11 protein-coding genes are annotated in these 17,781 nt (G+C 45.5%); 9 read left to right on the top strand and 2 right to left on the bottom strand.

All coding sequences use genetic code 11. From position 1 onward, the window contains the following. Positions 1-264 precede the first annotated feature (264 nt). Positions 265-1,350 (bottom strand): PQQ-dependent sugar dehydrogenase, encoded by a 1,086-nt coding sequence (locus AB4307_RS02905; RefSeq protein ID WP_372131052.1) that lies wholly within the window; start codon positions 1,348-1,350, stop codon positions 265-267. Positions 1,351-1,620: 270 nt separating this feature from the next. On the opposite strand from AB4307_RS02905, the gene AB4307_RS02900 reads away from it, so the two are divergent. The 9 genes from AB4307_RS02900 (at position 1,621) to AB4307_RS02860 (ending at position 13,892) form a co-directional block, all read left to right on the top strand. Then, positions 1,621-2,814: a multidrug effflux MFS transporter gene (locus tag AB4307_RS02900; RefSeq protein ID WP_136976044.1), complete on the top strand. Its 1,194-nt coding sequence runs from the start codon at positions 1,621-1,623 to the stop codon at positions 2,812-2,814. A gap of 478 nt (positions 2,815-3,292) precedes the next feature. Then, the gene (locus AB4307_RS02895; protein WP_017066674.1) at positions 3,293-4,105 is read left to right on the top strand and encodes a crotonase/enoyl-CoA hydratase family protein; all 813 of its coding nucleotides are present in this window, start codon (positions 3,293-3,295) and stop codon (positions 4,103-4,105) included. A 93-nt stretch (positions 4,106-4,198) separates the two neighbouring features. Continuing rightward, positions 4,199-5,368, top strand: coding sequence for an OmpP1/FadL family transporter (locus AB4307_RS02890; RefSeq protein WP_104216140.1), 1,170 nt, complete (start codon positions 4,199-4,201; stop codon positions 5,366-5,368). Then, a complete protein-coding gene (locus AB4307_RS02885; RefSeq protein ID WP_017061732.1) occupies positions 5,368-6,057 on the top strand; it encodes a hypothetical protein in 690 nt (229 codons plus the stop codon). Before AB4307_RS02890 ends, AB4307_RS02885 begins: the two co-directional genes overlap by 1 nt. A gap of 287 nt (positions 6,058-6,344) precedes the next feature. Then, on the top strand, positions 6,345-7,457 hold the full coding sequence (locus tag AB4307_RS02880; protein ID WP_372131049.1) for an NADH:flavin oxidoreductase: 1,113 nt from the start codon (positions 6,345-6,347) through the stop codon (positions 7,455-7,457). A gap of 419 nt (positions 7,458-7,876) precedes the next feature. Further along, positions 7,877-8,512 carry a CatB-related O-acetyltransferase gene (locus AB4307_RS02875; RefSeq protein WP_136982819.1) on the top strand — a complete coding sequence of 212 codons (636 nt, stop codon included), beginning with the start codon at positions 7,877-7,879 and terminating at the stop codon, positions 8,510-8,512. 178 nt (positions 8,513-8,690) lie between these two features. Then, positions 8,691-10,337: an ABC transporter transmembrane domain-containing protein gene (locus AB4307_RS02870; protein ID WP_017066510.1), complete on the top strand. Its 1,647-nt coding sequence runs from the start codon at positions 8,691-8,693 to the stop codon at positions 10,335-10,337. Then, positions 10,334-12,586, top strand: a complete 2,253-nt coding sequence (locus AB4307_RS02865; RefSeq protein WP_372131047.1) for an ABC transporter transmembrane domain-containing protein — start codon at positions 10,334-10,336, stop codon at positions 12,584-12,586. Before AB4307_RS02870 ends, AB4307_RS02865 begins: the two co-directional genes overlap by 4 nt. Then, entirely contained in the window at positions 12,579-13,892 is a 1,314-nt protein-coding gene (locus AB4307_RS02860; RefSeq protein ID WP_017061737.1) for an HlyD family type I secretion periplasmic adaptor subunit, read from the top strand. The genes AB4307_RS02865 and AB4307_RS02860 overlap by 8 nt, the downstream gene beginning before the upstream one ends. A 76-nt stretch (positions 13,893-13,968) precedes the next feature. Here AB4307_RS02860 and AB4307_RS02855 read toward each other — a convergent pair. Continuing rightward, on the bottom strand, positions 13,969-17,781 hold a 3,813-nt coding region (locus AB4307_RS02855; RefSeq protein WP_372131045.1), incomplete at its 5' end, for a VCBS domain-containing protein.

Genomic DNA, 17,781 nt, shown 5'->3' with positions numbered 1-17,781 from the left:
ACATAGGGAAAGGTTGCAGAAACTTGGGGGTAGTCAAACTTTGCATTCCTTAAATATCATGGAGTTACAGTTGTATGGTGATTTGTTGTAGTTTTTGTGAAAAAGGTGGTCGAAATTGATGACGAATTTGGAGTAAATGCACTGTTTTAGCGCATTCATTTTTGCAAATTTAAAGCCGCTAACTGGGCGTTGAGCCCACTTTTAACGGCTTATATTTATAAATGTCGTTGTAAGGTAAGTGCCTTTACTTGAACGAGGTCTCGGCTACTTTTTCAAGCGGTACAGGTTGCCATTATCAGTGCTGAAGAAGATGTCTCCGTTTGGTGAAGTTTCGATGTCTCTTACCCTTTCGCCCAAGTCCTCTAAAATGCGTTCTTCCTCGATTGCCTCACCTTGTTCATTGACTGTCACAATATTGATGTGAGTAAGTTTTAGTGCGCCAGCCAGCAGTTTGCCTTTCAGCTCTGGGTACTTATCGCCTTGGTAAACAATCAAGCTCCCCGGAGCGATTGAAGGAACATAGACTTTTTTTGGCGCTTCAATACCATCTTTGGTTTCCGATTCGCCAACGCTGATAGGGCCCCAATACTCTTTTCCGTGTGAGGTGACAGGCCACCCATAGTTGGCACCCGCTTTTATTAGGTTAATTTCATCACCACCGCGAGGGCCGTGTTCAATCGACCAAAGCTTTTGAGTCGGGAAATCGTAATACAGACCTTGTGGATTACGATGGCCAAAGCTCCAAATTTCATTGAGCACTTTGTTGTTATCCGTGAATGGGTTATCGCTTGGTGTGCTTCCATCGGCATTCAGTCGTAATATTGATCCGGCGTGAGTCATGGTGTCTTGGCCGTTGTCTCGATCACCACGGTCGCCGATTGAAAAATACAGGTGGCTATCATCAAAGGTGATACGGCTACCAAAGTGACGTCCGGTGTCCGTTCTAGATTTAGATACAAACACATCTGTCCAATTGGTGACTTCATTATTGCTGTAATTAGCAGAAGCCAGTGTCGTTACGCCTTCACTATCGACGTCTTTACTGTAAGTGACGTAGAGCTTTCCGTTTTCAAAAGGGGAGAGTGCGATATCCAATAATCCACCTTGGCCTTTCGCCCATACATTGGGCAGCCTGAACAGTGTGTTTTGATCGCCTGTTTTTAAATCGACATGTTTAATGACGCCTGATTTTTCTGTGACTAACATGGACTTATCGTTGACATAAGCCAGCCCCCAAGGGATCACGAGTCCGTCGGTGATCTTCTCTGCCTGCCATGCAAAGGCTGACGTTATAGGACCAGAGGCAAGCAGCGCCAAAGCACATGAAAAAATACGGTGATGAGTGTTCATTGAAATCCCTTGATTATGAGCATCTAGTGTTAGTCTAGCGCTTGTGACCGATTGGCGGAAAGCCGAGGTTGCTGAAAAGTGACTATTCACATATTTAGTTGAACGCCTATTGTATGATTATACAAGCTCACGTATGTTTACTGTGCCTTTCTCTATTTGATCCCGTCGGAGCATTATGAACAACTCACCAGCAGCATTTTCGCTATTTTCTCAGTTTTTATGTTGTGAGTTAGATACGCACGATTTTTATTCAAATGGACGTATTAAACGATGAGTCGTGGATTTGATTTTAAATCGATCTTACTTGCGTGTTTGGTCATCAGTATCGGCCAGCTCAGTATGGGCTTGGTGTTTCCTTCTTTACCTTGGATCGCCAAAGACTTTGATGTCTCGCTAGAGCAAGCTCAGCTTTTGGTGAGTGTGTATTTATTGGGCTTTGGTCCTTCCCAGTTTATTTATGGCCCTATTTCCGATGCTTTGGGACGCAAGAAGGTACTGCTAAGCGGTTTGTTGATTGCCATGCTTGGGTTATTGATGATCATCTTCTTCAGCCATTCGTTTACTAGCATGGTGATGGGGCGATTCCTGCAAGGCTTAGGAACCGGTTGTTGCGCGGTACTTGCTCGTGCTTCTACGCGAGACAGATTCAGTGGGGCAGACTTGCCTTTGGCGATGTCTTACATTGCTATGGTTGCGTCTATAACACCTTTGATCGCGCCCGTTATCGGTGGATTCATTAACTTCCATTTTGGCTGGAGCATGGTGTTTATCTCGCTACTTGGCTATGTCTCATTAGCTTGGGTGGTGTTAGCGTTCAAATTTAAGGAAACCGTCACTCAGGTTTCGGCGATCCCTTCGCCTAAGAGAATGGTTTCTCAATATAAAGAGTTACTCACTTCTCGTTATTTTATGAGCTTTGCGAGTATCGGTTGGCTTAACTTTAGCTTGATGATCACCACTGTGTCGGTGATGCCATTTATCATGCAAAACCAGATTGGTATGACGTCAGATGAATACGCGATGTGGGCGGTGATTCCAGCATTAGGCATGCTTGGCGGAACAGGCTTATGTAACCGTATTCGCCCTATGCTGGGTAACAAGAAAACTCTGTTATGCACACCTGTATTGCACGTTGCTGCGGCCTTGTGGCTGTTCTTCTGTCCACTCGAACCTTTGTATCTCATGCTTGGCCAGTTCTTGATGATCCTTGGTAATGGTATTGCGTTACCTTGTGCTCAGGCGTTAGTGATGTTGCCTTATAAGAAGAACGCTGGCGCGGCGGCTGCGATGTCTGGTGGCGGGCAGATGGTGGTGTCTTCAATGGTGAGTATGGGCCTGGTTCAGTTAGGGTTAGGGGAAGCGTGGCATTTATCGCTCGTTATCATGCTGTTCACATTGATTACCCTGTTTAACATTTTGCGTGGTTTCAGTAGCCAAGAAGCGAGAGAGTCTCAGCTCAGTTAGTTGCTTAGGTAATTAGCTAGCTGCCTGGCTAGTAGGAACGAGAAGGCCATTGAAATGATGAATTTCAATGGCCTTTTTAATGTTCAGCGCTTTGGTTTAAGTTACCAGAATATATGCTATTTTCTGACTGCTTAGGGCAAGTGGTAGTGTTCCGAGCGCAGCTTGCGGCAGGGACGTTAGTTTCCATTATTGCTGGCAGCTACTTTATCTTCTTGCTACTGAAATCTCGAAGAACATAGGTTTTGCTCATGACCGAAAGCCATTGCTAATCAAAGCTACTGGCAATCAAAGCCATTGGCGATAAAAGCTACGGATGAAAAGCAGTGAATGGAGCGATCCATCACTGCTTTTTTGTTGATGTCGTTTGTGTAAAGGGAAAGACGTTAAGCAACACAGGTCTCGCTTCTTAATGTGCAAGTTTGGCATATGTTAATAAAATGTATAACCTAAAGGTCTGACCACTGATAAGGTAGCCACCATGCCAAACCTCGATCGTATTACTTGTTCTATCGATGAAAACCAAATTGCGACGGTTGTGTTGAATCGACCCGATAAGCTCAATGCTATTGATATGGCAATGTTTCAAGGCGTGAATAACATGGTGACTCAGCTGAAAAAGAACACCGAGATTCGTGCCGTAATAGTAAAAGGTGAGGGTTCTGATTTTTGTTCAGGGCTTGATGTTAAGTCCCTATTAACCAGTAAATCTGGGGCGATGAAGCTCTTGTTTAAATGGCTACCGACATTGCCTAACGCTGCACAACGCTTTTCATTGGGTTGGCGAGATATTCCATGCCCTGTCATTTTTGCGATTCATGGTCGTTGTTGGGGAGGCGGCCTGCAATTGGTCAGTGGGGGTGATTTTAGAATTGCTAGCCCGGATGCGAACTTCTCTATATTGGAAGCAAAGTGGGGTCTGATTCCAGACATGGGAGGCGCTATCGCTTTTAGAGAGCTGATGCGTAAAGATCACACCCTTGAAATGGCGATGACGGCCAAAGTGATCGACTGTGAAACCGCTAAAGAATATGGGTTGGTGACCAAGATTGCCGAAGATCCTTACGCTGAAGCCTATGCGTTGGCACTTGAGTGTGCGAATCGGTCGCCAGATGTCGTCGCTGCTAATAAGAAACTCTACAACAAGATTTGGTGGTCAAGCCCCGGAATGGCTGTGTTCTACGAAACTTGGTATCAGATCAAAGTAGGGTTAGGTAAGAACCGAGCGATAGCAGCACAGCGTGAAATTCATCCTGACAAGCCACGCTCTTACTTAGCAAGAAAGTTCAAATAATGTTTGTACAGGAATAATCGATATTCCCTTTGTTTATGGGGCTTTGCGGTAACCTTAGAGCAATTTAATGTCTAAGGCTAAATGAGCGCTCTGATGAACAAAACTTTTACTTACTCTCTAGCTGCCACTGCAATTTTTACGAGCTTAAATGCATTCGCAAGTGGCCTGTTTTTGCAAGAAGCTGTCGTTGCCAACGCTGGTACTACTGGTGCTGGCGACGGTGTTTACACTCGATCTGCAGCGGCGATGTGGACAAACCCTGCCACTATGTCTCACATGGGCGAAAGCAAAACGACCATCAATACCATGGCGTTCGATCTTGAGATGCAGTATCAAGACAACGGCGATAAGCAAGACGGTAAAGCACATACAGTGATGCCTTCATTTGGTGTCTTCCACGCGCATCAAGTCACTGACAAATTACACCTTGGTATTGCACTTGGTGCCGTTGGTGGCTCTAGCGTTGATTACGGTAACGAATGGGCAGGTCATCTTTTACTTCAAGATATTACGCTTACTGCGATGCAAGTGAATCCATCACTGAGTTACCAACTGAATGACCAGTGGTCGGTTGGGGCGGGTGTACAATTAAGTTGGGCTGCATTACAGCAATCATCCTCTCTTTTTACAGCTAAGCAAGACACTGATTGGGCTTATGGCTATAACCTTGGCGTAATGTACACACCGACAGACAAGCTTAAATTGGGTGCTAGTTATCGTTCTAAACTCGAACATGAATTTAACAATGATGTGAATGTATTTACTGGCGGCCAGCGTTCATTAAATACTGGTATAGATGTACCTGAAATTGTTGATGCCAGTTTGAGTTATGCATTTAATACTCAGCTTGATCTATTAGCTAGTGTGCAATTTCATCGTTGGAGTCAATGGGATAGCACTGTTTTAGATTTGGGTACAAACCAAAATGGTAACCTTCCAATTAATCAAACACTATTGCGCGATTGGGACGATGTATGGAAGTTTGCAGTTGGTGCAGATTACCAACTTAACTCAGACTGGCGTTTGAAAGCCGGTTTCTCTTACGAAACTTCTCCACAAGACGACCCGACAATGCAGTATGTTGATCTTCCCGTTGGTGAGCAGTATCGCTACTCAGTGGGTGCATCTACCTATTGGGATGATATCTTAATTGACGTGTTCTACGAATATGCTGACTTGGGTTCAGTAGATATGGACCGATTCATGGTTGACGGTTCATTCGATGGCCGTATCCACTTTGTTGGTGTTAGCGCGACCTTCTAATGACATTACGTAATCTACTAATCATTACTTTAGTGTCTTTATTTTCAACGGGTGCTTTTGCTGAAGAGAAGCACCCTGATGATCCGACTAAAATCGTAACCAAAGCTGGCGTTGCTTATAACGAAGATCTGCAGTTCTCTGGGTCTATTGGGCTTGATGAAGCGCGAATGATCAACGCTCGTGTTAATGCTGACGGTGAAGAGTGGCGAGTAGGCGGTTCATGGTTGTTGCCTATGGGGATCGTCAATTTCAACTTTAGCCGCTCTGAATACGACAACGATGCTTATAAGAACAACTACAGTATTGGTACGTTTATACCACTGAGTTATTTCGACATTGAGCCGTTCGGTTGGCAAATCTTCCCTATGGCTGGCTACAGTTATAATGATGGCGAAGTGGCGGTTTTCGATGATGATAACGTTGGCTCTGATTATGTATTGATGCCGAGTTCAACACATGGTGGCTACATTGGTGCCTTTGGTTTAAAAACGATTACGGATGAGTGGTCGATTATGGGCTTCGGTGGCGGTTCAATGGGGTCTGATGATTATTCAGGGTATTGGGCAGGCGTCGGTGCTAGCTACAAGTTGAGTGACGCTCAATCATTCAACTTCTTCACTATTTTTGCTGAGGACGATTTCGGTGAAAATAACAGTGTTGGCGCGTCTTACACCTATGAGTTCAAATAACTGTTAGCAGGCAGAAATTCGCAGGTGGACACCTCTCGTAAGAACCATTGACTTAGTCCAGATTAAATTGAACAAAGTCGCTTATTAAAACTTAGCGACTTTCTTTTGTTACCATTTCTCCAATCTTTTTTATCTCTTTTTGATGCTTTCTATATCTTTCTCACATGAGAGTGCCGCTCTCTTAATCTAGATTAAGTTTTCGCTGCCTTATTCTCTGTAGTATCCGCCTGAATCAGTGCCCATGCTTAATGGGTAACTTGCGTAACACGATTTTGAGAGGAAGACACTTGAGCACTTTGTTTACAGAAACCCACATTGGCAAGATGACACTAAAGAATCGCTTCATGAGAAGTGCAACGTGGGAAAATATGGCCACCGAAGATGGGCATATGACAGATAAACTGTACGCTATCTATGAAGAGTTGGCTCAAGGTGAAGTCGGCCTGATCGTGACGGGCTACGCGAACATTGTTGAAGAAGAAAAGCCGAATGCAGGCATGATGGGTATGTATAACGACTCATTCATTGAAGAGTATCAAAAGCTGACTCAACTGGTGCACGACAACGACTCTAAAATCGTGATGCAATTAGCTTATGGTGGCACCAAAACCACGCATGATCTTGGCGAACGAGTGATCTACGCACCAAGTGAGGTTCCAGAAAAAGGCACTCAAACACTAGGTAAAGCGATGACCACAGACGAGATCGACTACATTGTTGATGCGTTTGCTCAAGCGTCTTTGAGAGCACAAAAGTCAGGCTTTGATGGCGTTGAAGTTCATGCCGCTCACACTTACCTGATTAACCAATTTCTAAGCCCTTATTACAACCAACGTGAAGATGAATACGGCGGTAGCTTAGAAAACCGCATGAGATTTTTGTTAGAGATCTATACCGCGACACGTAAGCTGGTGGGTGATGATTTCCCTATCTTGGTTAAGCTCACGGCATCCGAGTTTTTTGAAGGTGGCGTCACCTTTGAGGAAACACGTATTGTCTGTAAAAAGCTTGAACAAGTGGGTGTGGATGGCATTGTCGTGTCAGGCAATATTCATGGCAAAGCAGACACTATGATTGGCGAGTCGCACGATGGTTTTACCATTCAAGCTGAAGGCTACTTCCATGAGTATGGTCACGCGATTAGCCAAGACGTTAATATCCCAGTGATCACGGTTGGTGGTCTAACGGATTTTGATGCTATCGAAGCGATTGCAAACAACACGGGCATTGAGTACTTCGCGCTTTCAAGACCGCTGCTTTCTGAACCCCATTTAGTGAAGCGTTGGAAGGAAGGGGATAGAAGCCCTGTTGAATGCGAACGATGCTCTAAGTGTCGTACTAAGCGCGGTAACTTCTGCGTGGTGAATAAAGACAGAAAAGTACAGCTTGCACGCATGTAGTCGCTGAGCCCAGCTCCAAGCGAGCTCCGAAGTTTATAGCTGAGTCTAAGTTTGAGCCTGTGTAATCGCGCAGGCTCTTGTTCATTCCGTATTCCACGAAACGAAATTTGAAACCTTATTAATCACATCTTCCTGTCAAATTGGCGCGACTAAACAGTTACACTACGCCTGTAAATTATCCAACCAAGTTATCGATAAAAACTGAGCAAACTTTGAAACTACTTCCTCTTCTTAAGCAACCTCGAATCCACTGACGTCTCTTTAGTTTTAGCGATATTGCTATGATTTAAGCGTGATACTCACTATTCATCCCAGTGAACCCTGTGTTTATAGGGCGTTAGTTTGTGCACCTTGGATTTGCATCGTCGAACATTTTGATAGTTAACGAATAAAACTTAATAGATCATTCAGAGGTAAAAATGCAAAAGAAGCATTGGTCCAAATTCGAGTTGCTGCATGAAGTCGTAACCAACCCCAATATTCACGTAAAAGGTCAACACAGTTATTACAGCGATTGCTGGGATAATGGGTTCGAGCAATCTGTCGTCCGTTATTTACATGGCGACGAAGTCAGCCGCCAGTGGGAGCCTCGATGGGAAATCGACGAACTCCATATCGGCGATTATGTCTGCATTGGCGCAGAGGTTGTGATTTTAATGGGTGGCAACCATACCCACAGAGTTGATTGGTTTTCGCTGTATCCATTTATGGATGTAATCGACGATGCCTACATTGGCAAAGGTGACACTCACATTGAAGATGGGGTGTGGTTAGGCATGAGAGCGATGGTGATGCCCGGTGTGACGATTGGCGAAGGCGCTGTGGTTGCAGCGAATAGTGTGGTGACTAAAGACGTCGCTCCATACAGCATTGTCGGTGGTTCTCCAGCTAAAGTCGTTAAACACCGCTTTGATGAGTCCGTTATTGACGAACTCATGTCATTCAAAATATACGAGTGGCCCTCAGATAAATTTGAAGCGCTGAAACCGTATTTATGTAACTCAGACTTTTCAAAGTTAAAGCAGGCGATAACGGATTACGACAATTGTTTGTAAGGAGCACTTGTAACGAGCGTTTGTAAGGAGCGTTTTTAAGGTACGGGTATAGCCACAGATTTGTGTAGAAAGATCTGTGTCATATTTATATTGAAAAACACGTTAAATCAGTCCGTTACCTTGCAATACTCAACATGGTGTACCAATCTTATTTCATAAGCATGGATAAGGATTGTGTATGCCCGCAAGTTCAATGAAAAACAAAGGGGTGGTGGGGAAAGTCTTACTGCCTTCTTTACTCATAAATCTTCTCTCTCTCGCCGTTCCGTTAACGGTTTTGCAAATTTACGATCGTATTTTACCTAACCAAAGTTACGGTACTGCCACTTTGTTGTTGGCGGGTGCAGCGTTGGCTGTTGCCATGGAAGCATTGATCCGGTTTGTGCGTACTTGGCTTTTGTCAGCCGCGGCCAGCAATACCGAGAAAGCGACCTATCAAACTTTGGTTGAAAGAGTAACAACGGCTTCATCAGGCCATCTCCGCCACATTGGTGTTGGCGGCGTGGAAGAGGGGCTTGGTTCTGTATCCAAAGTCAAAGATTGGTATTCCGGTGGTGTGATTGCAGGCTTTATTGATTTGCCTTTTGCCTTGATCTTCTTGGGCTTGGTGGCTTACATCGGCGGTGAGCTGGTGGCGATACCTTTGGCAGTTTGGCTGATTACTCTCGGAATCGTTTGGTTATCTTCTATTCGCGTTAAAAGCTTAAGTGAAGAAGCTTCCCAAGATGAGCAGGAGCGAAAAGCGTTCTTGATTTTACTGAGCCAAACCATTCAAGGAATCAAACGTCAGGCTGTTGAGTCTCGAATCTTCAATCAGTTTAAATCCCTCAATAACGTTCGCTCTCAGTCTAAAGCGAGAGAAGAAGAACAGAACGCCTTTGCCCAAGAATGTATTCAGCTTGCCGCATTAGCCACGTCAGTTTTACTCGTAATTACGGGGAGCTTGTGGGTGTTGGATGGTCAGTTAACTACTGGTGGCTTGGCGGCATGTTCTATCTTATCTGGCAGAGCGGTTGCGCCTTTGAGTGCTCTGGTTGGGGTTAGAATCAAGCTTAATTCAATACACAGTGCCAATCAGGCAATAGAAAAATTGAGTGACTTATCATTATCGGAATCTTCAGATTCTGAGCAAGTTGAGAACCACTTATCTGACTTTGAGACGTTGGAAATCAAGCAAGCGACCGTTGAAAGATATGGTGAACTCTCTCATGCAGATGTCACACTGAATAAAGGTGAGTTGGTTTTGTTAGAGAGTGAAGATCGCCACACCAACAGTCATTTATTGTCGTCGATTGCAGGTATTGATGATCTAAAAGCGGGTGAGTGCTTCATTAACGGAGCTGCAGTTTCAATCGCATCCGTAACCAATATTGCTGCCTACTGTGGCGTTAAAGGGCAGTTGGTGTCGGGTACTATTCTCGACAACTTGTGCGGGTTTGACCCTGAGAAAACGCAAAGCGCCAGTGACTATGCAAAGCGTTTGGGTTTAACCAAAGAGATTACTCGATTACCCGATGGACTAGAGACACAAATTGGCCATACGAGTGCTTCTTTGTTGAGTATGGGTAACGTGAAAATGCTCAATATCGCGGCTCAATTGGCAAGTGATAAACCCATAATCATGTTGGAAAGGCCGGATTCTTCACTTGATTTAGACGCCCTTGGGAATCTAGCTAAGGTGTTGGAAGAAGAAGTAACGGCAGGACGCACGATACTGATGGTGAGCTACCATTCGAAGCTTCGCGAATTTGCTAATCGAATCATTACAGTGGAAAGTCGAGCTATTACGGTCGACAGCGAGAGCAATCAGGAGGCCGTCGTATGAATCGTTTAGATATTGGTAACCCTTCAGGTACGAACAACCGTGCAGATACCAGCGGTCGACAAGAGGTGATGAATCATTTAGAAACCGAGAGCCTTTCCGTTCTTAAGCAGTTGGAAGTTAATGCTAATATCCAGTTGTTCGCACATCAATGGGTCGATGAAAATGGCATTGAATCAATCGACGATATGTTTGCCTTGTTCGACAGGCTTGCACTGCCTTATCGCTTGGTTGCCAACCTAGATGAAGTTGGTGAACATAAATTGGTCTTACTGGTACTTGGTGAACATGAGCTGGTCTCTGGTCATTTGGAATCCAAGCAATTTGTTGCCTTTAATGCCAATAACGACATCACCGATGTCCCTCAGTTTTGTATTGTTATCGAAGGGCCACCATTAGAGAAGGCCTCTCCTGATTGGGTTGGTGAAAGGTTACATGCGTTTCGCCCCATCATTCCTAAATTGTTATTGGTCAGCTTTATCACTAACTTATTTGCGCTTGCTGTTCCCTTCATCACGATGTCGATTTATGACCATGTGATTGGTGGTGATGCAGGGCATGAGTTGCAAGGTATCGCCATTGGTGCGGCGTTGTTGTTTGTGATGATGGGTTGGTTGAGAACATTACGTAGCCGAGTGTTTGCTTCAGTTTCCAACCGAGTAAGTCGTGAGATTTCTCAATCCCTCGTGCAGCGTCTGCTTCGTAATAGCTATGCTCAAAATCAGCAAACAGCTTCTTCTAGTCAGCAAAACCAAGTGATGTTGTCAGAGCGTATTTCAGGTGTGCTATCGGGGCCATTAGGAAATGCGTTATTTGACCTACCATTCATTCTAATTTTTGTACTAGCGATAGGAGTTTTAGGCGGATGGTTGGTACTGGTTCCAGTCGTCTCTTTAATCCTTTATTACTTGCTAGCAAAACGCTCGATACGCTCTAGCAGCAAGCGCTCGATGCAATCGACAGTCGCAGGTACGAATCGTCAAAACATGACTAATGAGCTGTCATCCAAGCTTGCCTTTATTCGCAGTGCTGGATTCTCAGAGCACTGGATTCAACGTTTCAAAAAAGCCAATCTTCTTGCTTCAACAGTGACCTTTAATCAATCGGTTCTCCAGAGTCGGTACACCTCGATTTACTATTTCATTGGTGTGGGCTCGACACTCGCCGTGATGGGGTTAGGCATAGGACTTATTTTTGAACAAGTGATGACGCCCGGTGGTTTGATTGCTTCAATGATGTTGATATCTAAGGTGACGGGTCCTGCTCAGGTGTTGGCAAACGGCGCGATGCGTTTTAATAGCTTTAATCAATCCAAGCTGCAAGTGAACCGTATTTTGTCTCAGCCGTCTGAGCGTGAATTCAGTTACCAGCATCACCCGTTACCCGTGGTAGCGCCTAACTTGAAATTAGACCAAGTGACGCTGCGCTATCCCAAACAGAGTCGCCCCGCTTTGAATGGTGTGAGTTTTGATATTGAAGCCGGTGAAGTTGTCGCGATTACCGGCCCTTCTGGGAGCGGTAAATCAACATTAATTGAAGTGCTGTCTGGCTTGCAGCCTATCAAAAATGGCATGGTCGAGCTTGAAGGCGTTAACCTCGTTCAATACGACCCGCAGCTTTATCGCCACTGGTGTTTCATTCGAGCCGCATATCCTGATTTGCTTACGCTGAGTATTCGAGAGTGGCTAAACGACGGTCACAAAGTCGAAGATCAGAAAATGATCTCTGCAATTGAAATGGTCGGCGGAAAGCGTTGGTTCGAGACATTATCAGGTGGGCTCGATACTTCCATCAGCAGTATTCAGCCGGACAGCCTTTTTGACATGTTGTCTGGCAGCGTCGCGCAGATCCTAATTGATGCAAAAGCGCTGGTTTATGACTACCCAATGTTCTTAATGGATAATCCTGTGCCTGATGCTCACCCAAATGCTAAACGTATATTTGGTGAGTTTGTGCAGTCGAAAAAAGGAAAAGCAACGGTGATTTACACGTCCCACGATCCGGATTTAATCAAGCTTGCCGATAAAGTGGTGGTATTAAATGAAGGTGCAGTGGTTTATGCCGGTCCATTAGAGCCGGAGCAGTCTTCGAAGCAGGAACAGCCTTCAGAGCCTCAAGCTTCTCAAGAACCGCAGTTATCTGAGCAACCGTTATCTCAAGAGCTACAGCCGTCAACTCAAGAGGCGTCTGCTCAACAAAATGCAGCCCAACAAGAACAATCAGAGTCTAAGCAAGGAGTCGCTAATGACTAAACAATCTATCGAGAAGGGCAAGCGCTACGGTGAGCTTGTTGAATCACAAAATACGGCTCGTACATTGGCGCTGGCCACATGGTCGGTTGCCTTATGTGTTATTGCTTTTGCCACTTGGTCTGTAGTCACTCAAGTTGATGAAATCGCCAAAGCCAAAGGTGCTGTGATTCCGGAAGGCGAGAAGCAAGTATTACAAAGTGCGATTGGCGGTAAGTTAAAGCAAATTCTTGTTAAAGAAGGCCAGTTGGTAGAGAAAGGCCAGCCGCTTGTTGAGTTTGATGCCACTTTCCAGCGTACCGCCCTTGAAGAGCTAAAGTCCCAACAAGTGACGCTTCTAGCCAGTGTGGAACGTATGAATGCGCTGCTTGAGCAACGTGAGCCTAACCTTGCTGAGTTTGAGGTCGATTACCCAGAGATCGTCAGCCAGCAAAAAGCGCAGCTGAACGCGCAAAAAGCCCTCTACTTCCAAAAGCGTGTGGTGCTTGAGAAAGAGAGCGAGCAAATTGCAGAGCAGCTTCGTAGCGTAGAAAAGGCCTTGCCGAGTTATGAGAAAGAGTTAAATGCGACTAAGCAAGAGTTGAACATACTGGAGAAGGGTTATAAAGCTGGTAACATTTCACGTTTACGTGTGCTTGAAATGCGACAAAAATTGGCCAGTATCGAACAGAAAATCGAAGAAGCTCGTGGTAAGAAGTCGGTATTGATTAGACAAGCTGACAGTAATGACCAAAAAATCATACAGCTTCTGGCGGAAGCGAAAGCTAAAGTGAGCGATGATCGTTCTAAAGCCGTATCTGACTTATCAGCATTGAATGCTAGAGTTCGTTCAAGCCAAGCTAAATTGACGAACACTATGTTAGTGTCACCGCTACAAGGCTTGGTGCAAAGCATACCAAGCACGCAGGATGGTGGTGTTATTCAGCCGGGTGGCACGGTAGTTGAAATTGTGCCTGTCGGAGGGAACGCTGACTTCAAAGCACGTTTGTCCCCAAGAGATATTGGTTTTGTGAGTGTTGGGCAGCCCACTCGAGTCAAGATTGATGCGTTTGATTACAGCCGCTTTGGGGCTTTAAAAGGGGCGGTAGAGAGTATTTCACCGACCACAAGTCAAAGCGAACGTGGCGAGATCTATTATGAAGTTGTAGTGTCGGTTGATACGCCTTACTTCCGTGATAACCCTGAAAGCTTTTCCATACTGCCGGGTATGACGGGTGAAGTAGACATCACAACTGGCGAGAAGTCGGTGTTCCAATACTTATGGAAACCGATTTATACCAATGTTAGCGTGGCGTTTGGAGAGAGGTAAAGTCCTCCACTCTGGCTTGCATAAAAAAGGAGCACATGCCGTGCTCCTTTTTTTATCTAACCGAAGGGGTGATGTTCTAGTTATTTGGGTCTATGTCAGGCAGTCCGTCAACGTCATTATGATGGTGTAAAGAATCATCAATAGATGGGTTATCGGTATGGTGAGACAGCCCATCACTCATACCATCGTCAGTTTGCTCAGCCCCATAAGCACTCTCGGCATCACTGAAAATGATATCGATATCATGCGCTACTGGTACATTGTGTGACGGTGAATCTATAGACGGCGAGTCAGCATTAATACCCAGAGCGTCTAGGTAAGCATGGGCACCAGAACGCTGTTCGTGTTCGCCTATCGCTGTATGTTCTAGGTTTGCCGTCACCTCATCAAAATTAAGAGTAACTTCATCAGGGGTGCTGAAAGAGGCATCCGGTTCATCCGCTTGGCTCATGCCGGGTGCTGGAGGAGGTGATGGAGCGATTGGCGATAAATCCATGCCAGTTAGTGTGGTTTGGTCAATGTGATGTCCGCTGTTTCCATGGACGGATTGCGAGTGCAAATGTAGGTGCACCGCGACTTGTGAGTTTTGATCGCCTCCTAGGGTTAAAACAAACGAGTCGGTTTCGTCTGTACCACTACCGTAAGAGCCTCCTGTATGTGTCTTAACGACGCCTGATGAAGTTTGTTGGTAATCGTAACTCAACTCTCCGGTTGCAGGATTGACATGCAAAGTACCAAATTGACCGTGTAATGCAGTGAGAGAGTGTCCGTGGTGATCTGATATTCCCCAGCCTGTCATTGGCGTAGGCGTTCCTTGGTGAATAATTGGAGGAATTCCGATTGAGGCATGCAGGTCCTGATTGCCTGCACTGCCGGTAATTTTTGCAGGGGCAACTAGGGTTGGCATTGGTGGAACATCGCTGTGTCCATCAATGCGCATTTCAACTTCTTGAGTTGTAATGCCCCCGTGTCCATCATCGACTAATAGAGAAAACTTATCGGTCAATTGTTCACCATTATTTAAAGCATTAACATGGCTATTGCTGTTATTAAGTGTGTAGACCCAAGTTTGTGTATTGCTATTATAGGTAACAGAACCATACTGTGGCTGATGTTGGCTATCAATACTGACAGAATGTTGATCGCTATGATCAACATCGCTGATAATAATTTGCCCAGAGGTCGCATTTGCAGCATCTTCATCAATGTTATGTGCACCTGCGATAACTTCAGAAACTGTTGGTTTATCATTAGTGCCATGCACATTGATGGTAATAATTTGTTTATCACCACCAGCGGTCGTTACTTCATATTGAACCTGCTCGACTTGCCCTGCCGCTAAGTGCTGAATATTGGCATTGGGAACCGAATAAGCCCAATCACCGGCTTTTCCAATGGTCAGATGACCGCCATAGGGATCACTGATCGCATGGGCATTACGAGTGTCGTAAAAATGATCTTCACCGGCATCAGGATCGATAACATTCAACACGCCAGTGACAAATATCGTATGTTGGGCATCACCTTGTACGTGGCGATCTTCTGTTATTTGACCGCTTTTATCTCCGGCGAAGATCGCAGCATCGCCAACTGCCGAGAGTGTTGTTGATGCACCGGTGTGGGTCACACCACCGTGGGCATCTTTGACGTCATAGCTAAAATGGACATCGCCGTTATAGTCTTTTTCTGGCGTAAAGGTAAAGGTGCCATCGCCATTAATTAATATCGAACCATGGTCGGCGTGTAGGTTCTCAATGGATAATTTGCCAATATCGTTATCATCGATATCAGTTGTGTTAGCAAGTAGCAGTGCTGGGGTGAGGACAATTTTGCTATCTTCTAAGCCATTCGCTAAACGCACTTCAGCCGAGGCAATTGGCGCATCATTGGTGCCATGAACGGTCACTGTGATATCTTTTTTAGCACTGCCATCGATAGATTCAACGGTAAAGGTTTGCTGGAAGCTTTCCCCTGCGCCTAAATGTTGGACTTTATCATTGTCAATATCGTATGACCAATGGCCCTTTGCGTTGATATTGAACCGACCACCTTCGGCGGTGGTGATGGTTTGTGCAATAAAACCGGCTTGGTCGTGATCGGGGTCAATCACGTGTAACGTGCCACCACTGCTGAGCTGATTAGTGGTATTGCCAAAGGAAGTGTGATCTTCGTAAACATGATTATTGAGGCTGGAGTAGGGCGTTACTTCAATTTTTGCTTGGTTATCTTCACCGGTCACCTTCACCATAATGGTGAGCTTTTGACCATCATTGGTTTCGATTTCGTAGGGGAGCTCCATCGACTCGCCAGCATGTAGGCTACCAATGAGATCGTCCGCATGACGATTGGTAACAGCTTCTAATCTGAATTGATAAGTGCCATTAGGCCAAACATCAAGGTGACCAGGCTCAACCCCTTGGCCTAAATACTTCCCGCTAAAAACAAACTGAGTGTTATCACCACTATCAGGGTCAATTAGCTGAAGCTGGCCTCTATAGAATTTAAATTCACTATCCAGCGCTTGTGTTTCAGTGAGCTGAATGACATTAGAAACCAGTGTGGCTTTATCATCTGTCCCGGCAATCGTAAGCGTGGCGGTTTGTTGCGTACTTCCACCATGGCCATCTTCTACTTGATAAGTGATAGCGATTTGTTGCGACTGACCATTGGCCAAATGATTAAATGCGGGATCAGTGGCATCAACAATTAACGTATGCCCATCAGCATCTAAGGTAATGCCCGTTGGAAGTTGGCCCGACTGAGGTTGGCCATCGATGGCATATTCAAGGTGACTGATAGTTAAAGCGTCGCCGTCTTTATCTGTGGCACCTACTAGCAGATTGAGGGTGTGATGATTATCGGCCCCCTCACTGACACTGTCGGTTAAAGGCGTCACATCAGGGTTGTCGTTAACCGCAGCTAAGTTGGTGGTTGCGCCGGTGTGGGTCACACCACCGTGTGCATCCTTAACGTCATAGCTAAAGTGTACATCGCCGTTATAGTCTTTTTCTGGGGTAAAGGTAAACGTGCCATCGGCATTGTTTAGAATGGATCCATGGTCAGCATGCAGGTTTTCAATGGTTAGTTTACCGGCGTCATTGGCATCCACATCGACGGTATTCGCTAACAGTTGCGCGGTGGTTAAGGTTTGGCGTGTATCTTCACTGCCATTTGCAAGCACCACTTCAGATGAACAGTAAGGTCTGTCGTTACTGCCGTGAATGGTGATGACAATATCGTGTGTTGTACCATCTTTTGAATGGACTGTAATCGTATCGGTTAAGCTTTGCCCTTCACCAAGTTGGTCAATTGCAGTGCCACGCGTTGTGGGTCTAGCACCTATACCTGATAGATGCCCAGCATCGGCATGGTAATGCCAGGTGCCATCGGTGAGTAAGATTAGATCGCCATAGGTGCCGTGATAGTCGTAACCATTGCTGCCTTGGCGTTCAAATCCTGACTCGCCTACATCGGGGTCTGTGATGGTCAGCTTGCCATCAGCATAGAGTGTTGTATTGCCAAGTGTGGCGATGCCTGAGTGAGCATAGTCGGGTGACATGTCGACACCCGCGCTGTTTTCGGTTATTGAACCAGTATCAACGCCAGCAATAGTGGCCACATTGTTGCTACCATTTATGGTCACCATTATTTGATGTGTTGTGCCATCCGCGGAATGCACGGTAATGCTATCGGTGGTGGTTTTACCTTGACCTAATGCTTGTACCGTTGGGTTTTTGTTATCTAAATCGTAAGTCCAATCACCGTTATCTTTAAGATGTAGGGTACCTAATTGGCCTGCGATATCGGTATTCGAGAAGTGGGCTTCACCTTTGTCTGTATCGGTGATGGTGAGTGTTCCCGAGGTTTGCAGTTGAGACTCTTCAGTTAC

The organism is Vibrio sp. 10N.261.52.C2, from assembly GCF_041471425.1.
In the GTDB taxonomy this organism is placed as follows: Bacteria; Pseudomonadota; Gammaproteobacteria; order Enterobacterales; family Vibrionaceae; genus Vibrio; species Vibrio crassostreae_C.
Note: the sequence above shows the minus strand (reverse complement) of the source record. Positions and strands in the feature narration are given on the sequence as shown.

Coding starts and splice junctions, on each gene's coding strand:
- AB4307_RS02895 (WP_017066674.1), top strand. CDS start 3,293: ATGCCAAACCTCGATCGTATTACTTGTTCTATCGATGAAAACCAAATT.
- AB4307_RS02875 (WP_136982819.1), top strand. CDS start 7,877: ATGCAAAAGAAGCATTGGTCCAAATTCGAGTTGCTGCATGAAGTCGTA.
- AB4307_RS02890 (WP_104216140.1), top strand. CDS start 4,199: ATGAACAAAACTTTTACTTACTCTCTAGCTGCCACTGCAATTTTTACG.
- AB4307_RS02865 (WP_372131047.1), top strand. CDS start 10,334: ATGAATCGTTTAGATATTGGTAACCCTTCAGGTACGAACAACCGTGCA.
- AB4307_RS02860 (WP_017061737.1), top strand. CDS start 12,579: ATGACTAAACAATCTATCGAGAAGGGCAAGCGCTACGGTGAGCTTGTT.
- AB4307_RS02900 (WP_136976044.1), top strand. CDS start 1,621: ATGAGTCGTGGATTTGATTTTAAATCGATCTTACTTGCGTGTTTGGTC.
- AB4307_RS02905 (WP_372131052.1), bottom strand. CDS start 1,350: ATGAACACTCATCACCGTATTTTTTCATGTGCTTTGGCGCTGCTTGCC.
- AB4307_RS02870 (WP_017066510.1), top strand. CDS start 8,691: ATGCCCGCAAGTTCAATGAAAAACAAAGGGGTGGTGGGGAAAGTCTTA.
- AB4307_RS02885 (WP_017061732.1), top strand. CDS start 5,368: ATGACATTACGTAATCTACTAATCATTACTTTAGTGTCTTTATTTTCA.